Raw genomic sequence first — 14,958 nt, 5'->3', positions numbered from 1 at the left:
ACCTTGAAAAAGTCCCTTTTACTATTCCTGAACCCTTTAATTGTTATCGTTCCGATGGTATTTCTGGCCATCGGAGCGCATGCTCAGAAGGCATACTTTATCGATGGCTATCATGGCGGCGTGTACGGGCATTATCCGGTGGGTTATACGCAGTTTGTGGTAGACCAGCTGAACCAGAACCCATTCTGGAAAATCAACCTTGAAATTGAGCCTGAAACGTGGGATTCGGTGAAGGTACGGGAACCTGAGGCACTGGCGGCGTTTCAGAAGCTTTTTGCGGATCAATCCCTTACCGGCCGCATTGAATACGTGAGCCCGGCTTACGGCCAGAGCTACTTCTATAATGTGTCCGGGGAAAGCATTATCCGGCATTTTCACTATGGCATGAAAAAGGTACGCCAGTATTTTCCGGGTGCTGTATTTACCACCTATTCCTCGGAAGAACCCTGCTTTACCAGCGCCCTGCCGCAGATCCTGAACTCGTTCGGGTACCGTTATGCCTCACTGAAAAATCCGAATACCTGCTGGGGCGGCTACACGCGCGCATTTGGCGGCGAGCTGGTCAACTGGGTAGGGCCCGACAGCTCGCGCATTACGACCGTTCCGCGCTATGCCAGCGAAGGTCTTGAACCCAATTCTACCTGGCAGACCGAAGGATGGACCAATTCACCGGCATACATCAGCAATGCACTGAAATCGGGCATTAAGAACCCCGTGGCCATGACCCTGCAGGATGCCGGCTGGAAAAACGGTCCGTGGATCGGAAACGGCGACCGGGGCTACCAGCCAACCGAGTACAAAACCTGGCGCGACTATTTCGCTAACACATCAGTCGGGCAAGCCGGCCAGGACTGGCACTTCACGCAGGAAGATATGCAGGTGAGCCTGGTCTGGGGCTCGCAGGTTTTGCAAAAGATCGCCCAGCAGGTCCGCGTCTCGGAAAACAAGATCATCATGGCCGAGAAAATGGCGGCTTTCAACAAAATTTACAACCATACACCCTGGCCGCAGGCGCGCATCGACGAAGCCTGGCGCACGCTCATGCTCTCGCAGCACCACGACTGCTGGATCGTGCCTTATAATGGTAAAAAGGGAAATACCTGGGCTGACAAGGTAGTGGTATGGACAGACACCACAGACCAGATCAGCGACCGCATCATCACAGCGGGCGCTCAAAAGAACCCGAATGCGGGAGGGCAGGAATATGTGAGTGTTTACAATACGACCGGAAATCCAAAAACCGGGAATGTAGCCCTCCAACTGCCCGGCGGCATGGACGCAAATGCATTTACGCTGACAGATCACAAAAACAGGGAAGTACCCGTGCAGCCTGGTGCCGCCAGGCAGCTTTATTTCAGGGCTTCGGTTCCGGCAATGGGTTTGAGCCAATACAGGTTGATAAAGAAAAAACCTTCGAAAACAGCAGGTGCAAAAGCTTCGGTAGCGGCTTCGGGCGATGTGATTCTGGAAAATGATCATTACAAGCTGATTCTGGACAAAACAAAAGGCGGCACGATCAAAAGTCTGGTCGTGAAAACGATGGGTAACCGGGAGTTTGTCGATCCGAACAGTGAACGCGCATTCCATGAGCTGCGGGGTAATTTCTTTGATCAGGGCGGGTATCACTCGACGGCAGAAAATCCGGTCACGATCACCCTGATAGAAAACGGTCCGCTTGTTGTGACGGCACAGATCAAAGGCGCGCTGCTATCCAATCCTTTTATACAGACCATTACGCTTAAACAGGGTGACCGCAAGATTGCATGCACCCTGGAACTGGACTGGAAAGTCAATACCGGTATCGGGAGCAGCTACAAACAGCACGAAAAGCTGGATCCGAAAGAGTACCAGAAGCCTTTTTACGACGATAGTCAGAAGCTTCTCGCCTTGTTTCCTGTCAATTTTAAATCAGGAAAAATTTACAAGGATGCACCATTTGACGTAACCGAAAGTAAGCTGGAAAATACATTTTTCAGCCGCTGGGACAGTATCAAGCACAACCTGATGGTCAGCTGGGTGGATCTGTACGATGCTGATAAAAACATGGGCCTTGCCCTGCTTTCAGACCAAACCACAACTTATACGCACGGCGAAGATTTTCCACTGGGACTGAATGTACAATACTCAGGTGCAGGCCTCTGGGGCCGAAACCACACCCTGACCGGCCCGACCCACATGCGCTATGCCCTTGTGCCGCACGCAGGCAAGTGGGATACAGCAGGCATTGCAGCAGAAGTAACAGACTGGCATGAACCCGCATTTGCATTCCTTGCCGGTGCGGACAAAGCTGCTGAAAAGTCGCTCGTAGACGTAAGCGGGACGGGTTACCAGGTCACATCAACCTTGTTTGAGGGTGACGATCTGCTCGTCAGGCTGTACAATGCAGCTGGTGATGCACGTACAAAAAAAGTAAAGCTGGGCGGTAGTGCCGGCGCGGCAGCATTGGTGGAGCTCAATGGGAAGGTCAGGGAAGATCTGTCTTTGCAAAATGAAAATAAAAGTACCATACTCAACGTGGCCATGCCGCGGTTCGGGATCCGTACCCTTCGTTTAAAAAACTTTGTAGCTGACTGATATGCTTACTTTTGCAGCAATGACCATGCGCTGTTTCAAAATCATCTGCCTGCTGCTTTGCTTTTCCACGGCTTTATTTGCCCGGGAAGGTGAAAAGCTTAAACTAAGCCCCGTGTTGCAAAGCAACATGGTGGTTCAGCAGAATCAGCCTTTTAAAGTCTGGGGCCATGCGCCTGCGGGAACAACCATCGCTATCCAGGCCGACTGGATGTCTTCGCCGGTACGTGTTACAGCGGATGCAGATAGCAGGTTTATCGGGATCATTCCTGTCCCTGTGGCGAAAAAAGGGGATTTTACCAGACACCGGATTACCATTTCCAGTGACGATGAAAAACGGTTGCTGGATAACGTGCTGATTGGTGAAACCTGGATATGCAGCGGGCAGTCGAATATGCAGTTCAAAATGCACGAAACGCTCGACTCAGCGCGGGAGGTTCCTGCCGCTGATTACCCGCAGGTCCGTTTGTTCAGCGCCGGCCTCAATTTCAGCAATGAACCGTTGGACAGCATCGGGGGCACCTGGCAGGAATGCACGCCAGCGAGTGTGCGAACGTTCAGTGCGGTAGGCTATCATTTCGGGCGCGAGCTGTTTGCCAGGCTAAATGTGCCGGTTGGCCTCGTGTTTACAGGCATAGGCGCATCCGCGGCGCAGGCTTATGTACCGCAGGAGGTACTGGCCGCGGATACGTTGCTGAGCCGGGTGTATCTGCAACCTTATCTTGACAGTCCTAAGTCACAGGAAAAAATCGATGGCGGGTTTACCTTTGAGAAAGTCACGCGCCCGTTTTTGCTGTACAATGCGATCATCCATCCATTTGTTAATCTGTCGGTCAAAGGATTTATCTGGTACCAGGGTGAGTCCAACCGCGCTGAGCGCGGAAGCTATACGCACCTCACGCAAACCATGATCCAAAGCTGGCGGGCCGGGTTCGGCCAGGGCAATCTGCCGTTTTATTACGTACAGGTAGCTCCGTTCTGGTATGATATGGCCGACGCCACGTTGGCTGACTATGCGTTTTTCCGGGAAGCGCAGGAGCAGGTCAGTAAGCTGGCAAATACGGAAATGGTCGTAACCATGGACGTAGGAGAGTCCCGGGATCTGCATCCCAAAAACAAAAAGCCGATTGGCGTGCGCCTTGCAAAAACGGCATTGAACCGGACTTACGGCTTCATGGAAGTTGCGTTTCAGGGGCCAAAGTTCGACTATGCGACATTTGAAAATCAGCAGGTGCAGGTACACTTCCGGCCGGAGACTGTCCGGGGTGGTCTTGAAACCAACGACGGAAAAGCACCCGCCCACTTTTTCGTAGCCGGTGCCGACAGGCAATTTTACCCGGCGGCAGCAAAAATCGAAGGAGGCCGAATTATTTTAACAAGTTTGAAAGTCAGGCGACCGGTGGCTGTCAGGTATGCTTTCACCAATTTTCCGGTAACTAATTTACAAAACAAAGACGGCCTGCCCGCACTGCCCTTCCGCAGCGACGACTGGCCCGAGATCACTCCTAAAAAGTAATGACAGATCCGAAACCATCCATGAGCGACCTCGCCAGGAAGCTCAACGTTTCAAAAACAACCATATCATTCATTCTGAATGGCAAGGCGAAGGAAAAGCGGATCAGTGAGTCGCTGGTGGAAAAAGTACTTGCAGAAGCGGCTAACCTGGGCTACCGTCCCAACCAGTTTGCACAAAGCCTGCGTACAGGGCGTACAAACATCATCGGTCTGATGGTGGAAGATATTTCCAATCCGTTTTATGCCAGCATTGCCAAGCTCATCGAAGAAAAGGTATACCGGAACGGGTACAAAATCGTGTATTGCAGCACGGAAAATGATGTGATGCGCGGAAAGGAATTCCTGACGATGTTCTCGACCCTGAGTGTCGACGGCTGTATTATCGCGCCTACCCTGGGCATGGAGCAGGAGATACGCGACATGCTGGAAAAAGGCAAAAGTGTGGTCTTATTTGACAGGTACTTCGGCAACGACGGCATCGATGCGGTGATGGTCGACAACCAGGGCGGCATGTATCAGGCAGTGGAACACCTGGCCAGCCGGGGCGCTAAAAACATCGGGCTTATTGCACTGGCACTGAATGATCCCGAAAAGGAGGACCGCATTATCGGCTTCAAAAAAGCAATCGCTGACCACGGGCTCCCCACGCATGTATTTCCGGTGCCTTTTAAATGGGGACATGAGGAGTACCTGGAAGATATCAGCCGGATACTTACAGAAAACCAGCTTGATGCGGTGGTGTTTGGTACCAATTACCTCGGCATTGCAGGTCTGGAAGTTATCAACCAGTCGGGACTGAGGATTCCGGAGGACATTGCAATGGTTTCCTTCGACGACCACGACCTGTTCCGGATACACCGCCCGGGCATTACGGTTGTCGCGCAGCCCATTGAGGCGATTGCCCAGAAAGTGATCGATACGCTGATGCAGAAGCTGCAAAAACCTGTGATGGTTCAGAAGCCGGGAGAAGTGATTACATTACCTACCACACTGATTGTCAGAGCATCATCATAATTGTTTATGGCAAAAGGAGATCGGGTTTTTCGCTGCGTGATGATCGTGTCGCTGACCGGCTTTCTCTCCGGTTTTGACTCCATTGTTATATCGGGTATCAACCTCTCCGTGCGGCAACTCTGGAATACTTCCGACTGGTTTCACGGTGCATTCATTGTTTCCATTGCGCTCTGGGGATCTATCGCAGGCGCGCTGGCAGGAGGGTACCCCACCGAGCGCTGGGGCAGGAAAGCGGCCTTGCTGCTGGCCGGCGGGCTGTTTATTGTCGCTTCTGCCGGGAGTGCGCTGTCGGTTTCGCCATATATGTTTTCGGCTTTTCGCTTTCTGGGCGGTATGGCTTCGGGCATCGGCTCCATTGCGGCGCCCACTTACATTGCTGAGGTCAGCGATGCCAGGGACCGCGGCAAGCTCGGTATGCTTTTCCAGACCCAGCTGGTTGCGGGCATTCTGCTGGCCTATATTTCCAATTACCTTCTTGCGGGTGCAGGCGGTCCGGGCAACTGGCGCCTGATGGCCGGTGCCACAGGCGTGATAGCACTGCTCTATCTGCTGCTTGCTTTCAGCATTCCCGAAAGTCCCCGCTGGCAAATGCGCACGCAGGTCGTTTCAGCACAAAGCAGCAGGTCGGGCGATGCGGGTTTGTTTTCGGGTAAATATTCTAAAATACTGCTGGTCACGCTCCTGATGGTTTTTTTTAACCAATTTTCGGGCATCAGCTTTGTTTTGTTCTATGGTCCGCAGGTTCTGAAGCAGGCCGGGCTGGACATGTCTCAATCCCTGCTCGGCGGCGTGTCCATCGGGGTAGTGAACTTGCTGGCTACCTTCGCGGGCATGTATTTTATTGACCGGGTGGGGCGCAGGCGGCTCATGTTTGTGGGATCGGCCGGGTATATTCTGAGCTTATCGATGATCGCGCTCGGTATGTTCGCAAACTGGCCGGCGGGGTTTGTGCTGTTGTTTATGCTGGGCTTTATTTTCTCGCATGCCATCGGGCAGGGGGCTGTGATCTGGGTGTTTATTGCCGAAATCTTCCCGGCCAGGGTACGTGCATTCGGGCAGGCCTGGGGTTCGGGAATGCTCAATGTATTTGCGGGTATGATCACGCTGCTGGGAACCGTGCTCATCCATCAATTTCCCGGTTGGGCTATTTTTGGCGGATTTGCATTCCTGATGGTGTTACAGCTCCTTTTTGTAGCCTGGCTGATGCCCGAAACCAAAGGTGTTCCGCTGGAAGAAATGGAAGAGCAGCTTTCCTGATTTTTATAAAATACCTGACCATTGAGTACTCCTATGCAAAGCGTTTCCCTGAGGTTCGTGTGGCTGTTGGTCATTTTGTGCGGCTGTAAAAAGAAGGCGCCCGAGGCACTCTTTACCTTGTTGCCAGCGCAGGAAACAGGCATTGCATTTTCCAATGAAATCCGTCAGACCGACTCGCTCAATATTCTGAAATATATGTATTTCTATAACGGCGGCGGCGTGGGACTGGGGGACATTAACAACGACGGGCTGACGGATATTTTCTTTTCAGGGAATATGGTTTCTTCCAGACTGTACCTCAACAAGGGAAATATGCAGTTTGAAGATATTACCGCGCAGGCGGGGCTTACTACCACCGGCTGGTGCACGGGTGTGTCGATGGTTGACCTGAATGCCGACGGGTGGCTCGATATCTACGTCAGCAAGGCAGGCAGCCCGAATCCGTCCCAACGTGCAAACCTGCTTTTTATCAACAAGGGAAATAATACATTTAAAGAATCAGCGGAGGCTTACGGGCTGGCCGATACGGGCTATACCACCCAGGCCGCTTTCCTGGATTATGATCAGGATGGGGATTTGGACGTGTACCTGCTCTCCCACGATCATTCACCCCGGGCAGTGAACAACCTCATGCCTGTACGGACGCACGGAGAGGCTGCCAATACCGACAAGCTGTTCCTGAATGAAGGTACCGGAGTGGACGGTCACCCGGTTTTCAAAAATGTTTCGGCACAGGCGGGCATTCTGTTCGAAGGTTATGGGCTGGGCGTAGCGGTCAATGATCTGAACGGGGACAACTGGCCCGATATCTACGTGGCCAATGATTTCCTGAGCAATGATCTTTTATACATCAACAACCACGACGGTACTTTCACTAACCGCATCGGCGAATACATGAAACACCAGAGCTACAATGCCATGGGCGTGGACGTGGCCGATTATAACAACGATGGTTTTCAGGATGTGGTGGTACTCGATATGCTGCCCGAAGACAACTACCGCCAGAAGATCATGGCTGCCGGTATGTCCAATGAAAAGTTTGATTTCATGCTGCAAATGGGCTATCAGCCGCAGTATATGCGCAATACCCTTCAACTGAACAACGGCAGCGGGCATTTCAGTGAAATTGGCCAGCTGGCCGGTATCGACAAAACCGATTGGAGCTGGGGCCCTCTGTTTGCGGATTTCGACAATGACGGGTACCGCGACCTTTTTATCAGCAACGGGCATCTGAAAGACATGACCGACAAGGATTTTATCAAATACAGCCAGCAGACGACCATGTTCGAAGAAAAGAACGAGGCCAATGCAAAGCTGCTGCGCATGATGCAGGAGCTTAAAGGTGTGAAAGTGCCCAACTATGTTTTCCGCAATAACGGCGATCTTACGTTTACGCACGCAAAAGATTGGGGGATCAGCCAGCTTTCCTTTTCCAATGGTGCATCCTATGCCGACCTGGACAATGACGGTGACCTGGATCTGGTGGTAAACAATGTCAATGAAAAAGCATTTATCTATAAAAACGAATCGCAGAAAGTTGGCAAAAACAACTGGCTGCAACTTTCACTGAATGGCGACAAGCCCAACCGCCTCGGGCTTGGTACAAAGGTGACGCTCCGCTACCACGGGCAAATACAGGTTTATGAGCATACCCTGTATCGCGGGTTTCAGTCTACCGTCGGCAATACGATCCACTTTGGCCTGGGCCGTGCCGGCAGGGTCGACACCCTGGAAGTCCGGTGGCCCGATGGTCAAATCCAGCAGCTGACAGGTGTTGCTGCCAATCAGAGGCTGGTTCTGGATTACAAGAATGCCCATACAAAGCGGCCGGTTTTAAAACAAGATAACCCTGTTTTCACAGAGGTCTCCCACGCATACGGCCTGGATTATACACATGCAGAAAACAAATACGCCGATGTAGCCACGCAGCTGCTGATGCCGCAAACCTATTCAACGATCGGGCCTTCGATGGCAGTGGGCGATATCGATGGCAACGGTTTGGACGACCTTTTCATGGGAGGAGCAGCGGGTTTGCCGGCAACGTACTTTTTGCAGCAGGCAAACGGACGGTTTGTCCGGCAGGTGTTTGGGGCTGATAAAGAACATGAGGATGCCGGTATCCTGCTTTTTGATGCGGATGGTGATGGTGATAACGACCTGTACATGGCGAGCGGCGGTGATGAATTCGAAGCGGGCACAGCGCTTTACCAGGACAGGCTTTATATCAATGATGGTACAGGACGGTTTACCAGAGACACCCTTGCCCTGCCGCTCATGCGCGCAAGCAAATCCTGCGTTACTGCTGCTGACTTTGATCAGGATGGTGATCCCGACCTTTTTGTAGGTGGCCGGATCGTGCCGGGACAATACCCCTCGGCACCCGAAAGCTACGTGCTCCGGAATGATAGTGGAAAGTTTACGGACGTCACTGCACAGGTCTGCGGCGAACTTCGGCACATCGGTATGGTTACCTCCGCCCTGTGGACGGATTTTGATGATGACGGTCGCACAGACCTGCTGGTGGCAGGCGAGTGGGTGCCTGTGACTTTTTTTAAAAACAAAGGCGGAAAGCTCGTGAATGTAACCCGATCGGCCGGTCTCGGAGAAACTTCCGGCTGGTGGAACAGCATGGCAGGGGCAGATATGGACAATGATGGCGATACCGACTACATACTTGGTAACCTGGGCACCAATACGCCCTTCCAGGCTTCGGCTCAGGAACCACTGACCATGCACAGCGGCAACCTGGATGGGAGCGGCCTGCATCAGTCGCTGCTGTCGTGGTACATACAGGGTAAAAATTATCCCTGGCCCTCGCGGGATGCATTGTTACGCCAGATGCCGAGGATCGGGAAAAAGTTTTTTTTGTACGACGACTATGCAAAAGCTACCGTGCAGGACGTCGTTTCGCCGGAATTACTGCACAAGGCAGCCGTGCTGAAAAGCAGCTGTTTCCAGTCTTCGTACCTGGAAAATCTCGGTAAAGGCAAGTTCAGGCTGCGGCCTTTGCCCGTGCAGGCACAGTTTGCCCCGGTACACGGCATTGTTGTCCGGGACATCGACGACGACGGTAATCTGGATTTGATCCTTTCCGGAAATTCCTACGCGCCGGATGCATCCATCGGGCGGTATGATGCCATGCAGGGGTTGTGTTTAAAAGGGGATGGCAGGGGAAACTTTGCTCCCGTACCATCCGCTTCCAGTGGCCTGGCACTACGTGGCGACGGGCGGTCACTGGCCGAACTCCTCGGGCCAAAAGGCAATGTGTTCCTCATAGGTGCAGCCAATGGGGGAAAGCTGGAAGTATATGTCCGCCAGGGGGGCCGGAAACCTGAATTGGTAAAAACAGGAAGAATGGAGAACAAAGTAATGCTCGTCGGAAAAGGAAGGCGGCGGAAAGTAGAGCTGTATGATGGTTCGGGCTACCTTTCGCAGTCATCCAGGTTCTATGAGGTTCCGGAGGGGTTCCGGGTGCAACCGGCAGGTAAATTTCAGGAGCGCATTACCGGACATTGATCGTCCGTATTCGCACAGCCGCCAGCGCAAAATGCCGTGTTGTTGCCGGAATAACGCGTTTTCAGGTCATGGTATGGTAATTAAATAAACAGGGCAGGAAAAGTTTCACCGGGCCTGGTCCGCTATACCACGATTCAGCATTATGCTTTTTAACTACTTCAAGATCGCCTGGCGGAACCTGCGCAAAAACCAGGCGTATGCATTCATCAATATCAGCGGGTTGTCACTGGGTATCGGCTGTGCGCTGCTCATTTTCGCACTGGTCCGGTTCCACTACCAGGCGGATCGTCACCACCGCAATTACGACCGCATTTATCAGTTCACGTCCTTGTTTAAATCCCCGGCTAACGAGTTCAGGATGCAGGGTATTCCCTACGCATTCGGGCAGGCGGTCAGGAATGACAACCCTGAACTGGAAAGTGTGGCAATGCTGGATGAGTGGTATTCGCCGATGATTTCAGTACCTGACGGGAAAAGAGCTGCCCGGAAAATCAAGAATAAAAACAGTAAGGGTGCATTTGTGGAACCTGCCTATTTCCGCATTTTCGACTACACATGGCTCGCCGGGGGACCGGATGCGCTCAGTCAGCCGGGTACCGTAGTGATGAGTGCTGAAATGGCGCGCAAATGTTTTGGCACCACAACCAACGTCATTAACCGGGTGGTACGGCTGGATGCCCGCATCACGGCCCGCGTGGTGGGTGTATTTGCAGATTACCGGGAGAACACCGATTTAGCTTATCCCATCATGGTTTCCTGGGGATCGCTCAGGGAGCAGCTCAATGTTCGCCCGGAAGACGAACCTTTTGATAATACCAATGGCAGTACGCATTGCTTCGCCTTGTTCAGCGACCGCTTTACTGCTCTCGACTGGCAGCGGCAGCTACCTTCATTTGTCAAAAAATACAATCCTAAAAAGGTCGGGGTGACCTCTTATCCGGCTGTTTCTTTTGGTAAAATGCATTTATCGCCCGAGTATGGAGGGGTAAGCCCGAGTTTGTTGCTTTCACTGGGTTTAATCGGTATTTTACTGATCAGCACGGCATGTATCAATTTCGTAAACCTTGCCACTGCACAGGCACTTACCCGGGCACGGGAAGTTGGCGTCCGCAAAGTATTGGGAAGTACGAAGGCGCAGCTTTTCTGGCAGTTCATGGGCGAAACCGCACTCATTGTACTGGTGGCTGTGGTCCTGGCCATGGGCGTGTTCCAATATGGGCAGGCGATGGCGCAGACCTACCTGCACGGACCTTTCCGCTTTTCCTTTTACTTCTCGCCCTCGGTGGCAGGATGGCTGGTACTGCTTACCATATCGGTGATTTTGCTGGCAGGATTATACCCGGCACTGATTGTAGCTGGTTTTCGCCCGGTAGTGGCACTGGCGGGGCGGCTTACTACCCGGCAGGCGGGCGGTTTTTCACTCCGGCGCGGGCTGGTGGTCATGCAATTTGCAATTTCACAAATGCTCGTTATCGGATTGATCGTGGTAGCCAATCAGCTCAGCTACGTTCAATCCAAAGATCTGGGTTTCCGTAAAGAAGCCATTGTAACCGTGAGCCTGCCGAACCTGCCTGCTCAGGATATTGGTAAAATGGCGACATTTCGTAATCTGGCGATGGCGCTGCCGGATGTAGGCCAGCTCAGTTACTCCATGGGCGGTCCGCCCCAGTCAGGCTGGACGAGCCAAACGGTTGTGCGGTTTGATACGCGTTTACAGGAAGAACCCTATACCCCGCAGCAAACCTGGATCGATGCGGATTACATCGGATTGTATAACCTGAAACTACTGGCGGGGCGCAATGTGCAGCCATCCGATACGGCGAGGGAAGTACTTATTAATGAAACATTTATGAAAAGGCTGGGCTTTACCCAACCTTCGGGCATATTGGGTAAGCTGCTGTATAAAGGAGGTTTTGCTCCGCTGGAGATTGTCGGTGTTCTGAAAGATTATAACCAGTCGGATCTCAAAAAACAGATCAGCCCCATATTCCTTACCACATTTGCGAGCGGATACTATTCTGCCAACATTCAACTGCGCTCCACCCATTACAGCCGGGCACTCAAACAGCTCGAAAAAGCGTACAACCAGGTTTATGCGGACAGTTTTTTTGAACCTGCATTTGTAGACGACCAGATCAGGGAAGCTTACCAGGCTGAACAGACCATGGGCAGTCTGATCAACTTTTATGCAGGTGTCGCACTGCTGATCGGGTGCATGGGTTTGTACGGACTTGTTCTGTTCATGGTGGTGCAGCGGACCAGGGAGGTAGGAGTGCGCAAGGTACTCGGCGTAAGCGTTCGCAGCATTTTATGGCTTTTCAATAAAGAGTTCATGCAGTTGATCGGCATTGCATTCCTGTTGGCGGCTCCGGTTGCATGGTGGGTTTTGAAAGGCTGGCTGATGAATTTTGAATATAAAATTGAACTTAGTCCTGTCTTTTTCCTGCTGGCGCTGCTGGTGACCGTCATGGTTGCCTTGCTTACAGTGAGTTTCCAGAGCGTGAAAGCGGCCCTGACCAATCCCGTAAAATCCCTGCGGAGCGAGTAGGGGCTGATCTGCCGGCGGGCATTTTCCGGCCGGTTATTGTGCGGAGGGCGGCGGCGTTTTTGTACCCCAATTTATATTGGGTTGTGCACCCATCACAAACGTAAGTTTGCCGCCCCGCATCAGCTCGTCGCGGTACAGCCAGCAGTTATCAAGCGGAGCTCCGTTGAAGCTGGCAGACTGGACATACACATGGTCCTTCGCGTTATTTTTGGTTTCAATAACCAGCGTTTTTCCATTACCCAATGTGATGGTGACCTGTTTAAATAAAGGACTGCCCAATTCAACAACCGGCCGGAGATCCGTAAAGCCTTTTACATCAAACAAGCCGAGCGAATTCAGCACATACCCGGACCCAAGCTGTCCCTGGTCTTCGTCCTGGCCGTAACCATATCCGTGAATGGGTTCGGTACCATAAAAATCGTTGCCGATCATGCGCGTCCATTTCTGCGTGAGCCAGGGCTTCCCCGAAAAGTTGAACAGCCAGCTTGTGTGCAGGTTGGGCTGGTTGCCATGATTGTAAATGGAGTTGATGCCTGCAAATGCGTCGATCGTTTTGCCTCCGCCGAAACCAAGTTTTTCCGATACCGTGAAAATACTGTCCAGCCTGCTGTTGAAACTGTCCCTGCCGATCGCTCCGATGAGTCCGGCCGGGTTGTGCGGTACATAAAAAGTATATTGCACTGCATTCCCTTCCTGAAAACCCCGCCAGGGCTGGTACGGATCAAATTTTGGTATAAAAATGCCGGCAGCGGTCTTCGGGTGCATCAGCTTGCTTTCCGGGTTGAAGATCTCCCGCCAGCCGTTCGACAATTTGATAAACTGATTATAATCTTCCGTTTTGCCCAATGCGCTCGCCATTTGTGCAGCAGCAAATGCACTGTAACTGTATTCCAGTGTATGGGAGCCTGCGAAGGTGGAGCCAAGGGAATCAGTTATGAAATCCTGCCCGGCGTTTTCCGGAAAAGGCACAAAGCCATGCTTAAGAAATGCTTTGATGTCCAGCTTGCCCGAGCCGGCAGGACGGTTCCGGTAGTTTAGTTCGTTGGCTTTTACGGCTTGGTACGCCAGAGCTGTATCATAGTTGCGGATGCCTGCCTGGTAGGCTCCCGCAATGGCAAGACCCACAAAATTGGTCCCCACGCCGGATACAAATTCACTATTGGCAATGCCGTCGCCGAACCAGCCTTTGTCCCTGAATATCTGTAAATGTGTGTTTACGAAGCTGCCGTACCATTCCGGGTACGATAGCGACCATAGCTGCGTAATGTTCCAGAAAGCCCCCCAGATAGCATCTGTATTGATGAATTCAAAGGGCATTTGCCTGCCGTTCTGCTTTGGCAGCTGCCCCACCTGGCCACCGTGCTTCGGGTAGGCACCGTTCACATCGCTGGCGATGCCCCGGCCCAGTAGGGCATGGTATAACCCGGTATAAAATTTGATTTTATTGGGTTCATCCGGGTCGTCCACAGCAAATTTGCCCAGCTGCTGCTGCCAGGTTTTTTGCGCCTCTGTTTTTGCTTTGTCAAACGACAGCCCTTTTGCTTCGGCCATAAAGTTTTGCCTGGCATTGGCACAGGAGGTGTACGATAAGCCGGTTTTCACCTCAATCGTTTCCTGGTTTTTTGTCTGGAAATGGAGCGCAAGCCCGGCACCTTTGCCGGTGGCGCTTTTCTGATGTCCCTGGATCTGATCAGCAGTAAATGCACTTACATCGGCCGGTTTTTTGCTGATTTCACCATAAAAATACATGGCGACCTTTCCCTCGGGATCGTAAGTTTTTACATACCTGGGATAGGTGATCACAAAACCTTCAAAGTGCGTATCGTCGAGCATTTTGATACCGGCATCCGTTACCATGTCGCTTTCGCCCTGCTTGTTGCCGATATCCAGGATGATATGCGCCTGCTTACTTTCGGGAAAGGTATAGCGCTGAAAGCCCACCCTTTTGGTGGCGGTAAGCTCCGCGGTGATCTGGTAATCGTCCAGCAGTACCTTGTAGTAGCCAGGCTGTGCCACCTGATTTTTCCTGTCGAACCGGGACCGGTAACCCGTATTGGTACCTTCCAGATCGCCGGGCCTGGTTTTGAGAGTGCCGGTAGCGGGCATATAGCTCACCCCGCCGATCTGCCATTCATGAAAATGCACAAATCCCTCAATGGAATTTTGCCGCGTATCATACCCGACAGCTTCCCAGCCGGAAGGGTTGCCGTAATGCGCGTTGGTCGACGGGGCAAGTTTGGCCATGCCGTAAGGGACTGCCGCCGGCGTGTAAAAAAACCAGCGGCTGTGCGCTGTACCGATATCAGGATCAACATACTTTAACACATCCTGTGCTGCTGTGCGCGCACCTGCCAAATGCATGACCAATAATGCCACTGCTACGCTGAACCTGGCTTTCATATAGATGGATCCGGATTTAAAACTGCTCATTGTATGATATAAACCCGGGTACCTGATCTGGTATTGATCAGGGTCCGCCAGGCTGATTTTTAGTTCAGGGCAAAATTTACCTAAACAATTTTTGTTTCCTGCTATTT

7 protein-coding genes are annotated in these 14,958 nt (G+C 52.2%); 6 read left to right on the top strand and 1 reads right to left on the bottom strand.

What is annotated here, in order from left to right:
• Positions 1-3: 3 nt before the first annotated feature.
• The 6 genes from HWI92_RS10695 (at position 4) to HWI92_RS10670 (ending at position 12,421) form a co-directional block, all read left to right on the top strand.
• A complete protein-coding gene (locus HWI92_RS10695; protein WP_204663543.1) occupies positions 4-2,574 on the top strand; it encodes a glycoside hydrolase family 38 C-terminal domain-containing protein in 2,571 nt (856 codons plus the stop codon).
• Positions 2,575-2,599: 25 nt separating this feature from the next.
• Positions 2,600-4,087, top strand: coding sequence for a sialate O-acetylesterase (locus HWI92_RS10690; protein WP_204663541.1), 1,488 nt, complete (start codon positions 2,600-2,602; stop codon positions 4,085-4,087).
• On the top strand, positions 4,087-5,100 hold the full coding sequence (locus HWI92_RS10685; RefSeq protein WP_204663539.1) for a LacI family DNA-binding transcriptional regulator: 1,014 nt from the start codon (positions 4,087-4,089) through the stop codon (positions 5,098-5,100). Before HWI92_RS10690 ends, HWI92_RS10685 begins: the two co-directional genes overlap by 1 nt.
• Positions 5,101-5,106: 6 nt before the next feature.
• Entirely contained in the window at positions 5,107-6,357 is a 1,251-nt protein-coding gene (locus tag HWI92_RS10680; RefSeq protein WP_204663537.1) for an MFS transporter, read from the top strand.
• A 33-nt stretch (positions 6,358-6,390) separates the two neighbouring features.
• Positions 6,391-9,873 carry a VCBS repeat-containing protein gene (locus HWI92_RS10675; protein ID WP_204663535.1) on the top strand — a complete coding sequence of 1,161 codons (3,483 nt, stop codon included), beginning with the start codon at positions 6,391-6,393 and terminating at the stop codon, positions 9,871-9,873.
• Positions 9,874-10,015: 142 nt separating this feature from the next.
• The gene (locus tag HWI92_RS10670) at positions 10,016-12,421 is read left to right on the top strand and encodes an FtsX-like permease family protein (RefSeq protein ID WP_204663533.1); all 2,406 of its coding nucleotides are present in this window, start codon (positions 10,016-10,018) and stop codon (positions 12,419-12,421) included.
• A gap of 33 nt (positions 12,422-12,454) precedes the next feature.
• On the opposite strand, the gene HWI92_RS10665 is transcribed toward HWI92_RS10670, so the two are convergent.
• Entirely contained in the window at positions 12,455-14,851 is a 2,397-nt protein-coding gene (locus tag HWI92_RS10665) for a GH92 family glycosyl hydrolase (RefSeq protein WP_229249304.1), read from the bottom strand.
• Positions 14,852-14,958 lie beyond the last annotated feature (107 nt).

Origin of the sequence: Dyadobacter sandarakinus (genome assembly GCF_016894445.1) — a bacterium.
Lineage (GTDB): Bacteria > Bacteroidota > Bacteroidia > Cytophagales > Spirosomataceae > Dyadobacter > Dyadobacter sandarakinus.
Note: the sequence above shows the minus strand (reverse complement) of the source record. Positions and strands in the feature narration are given on the sequence as shown.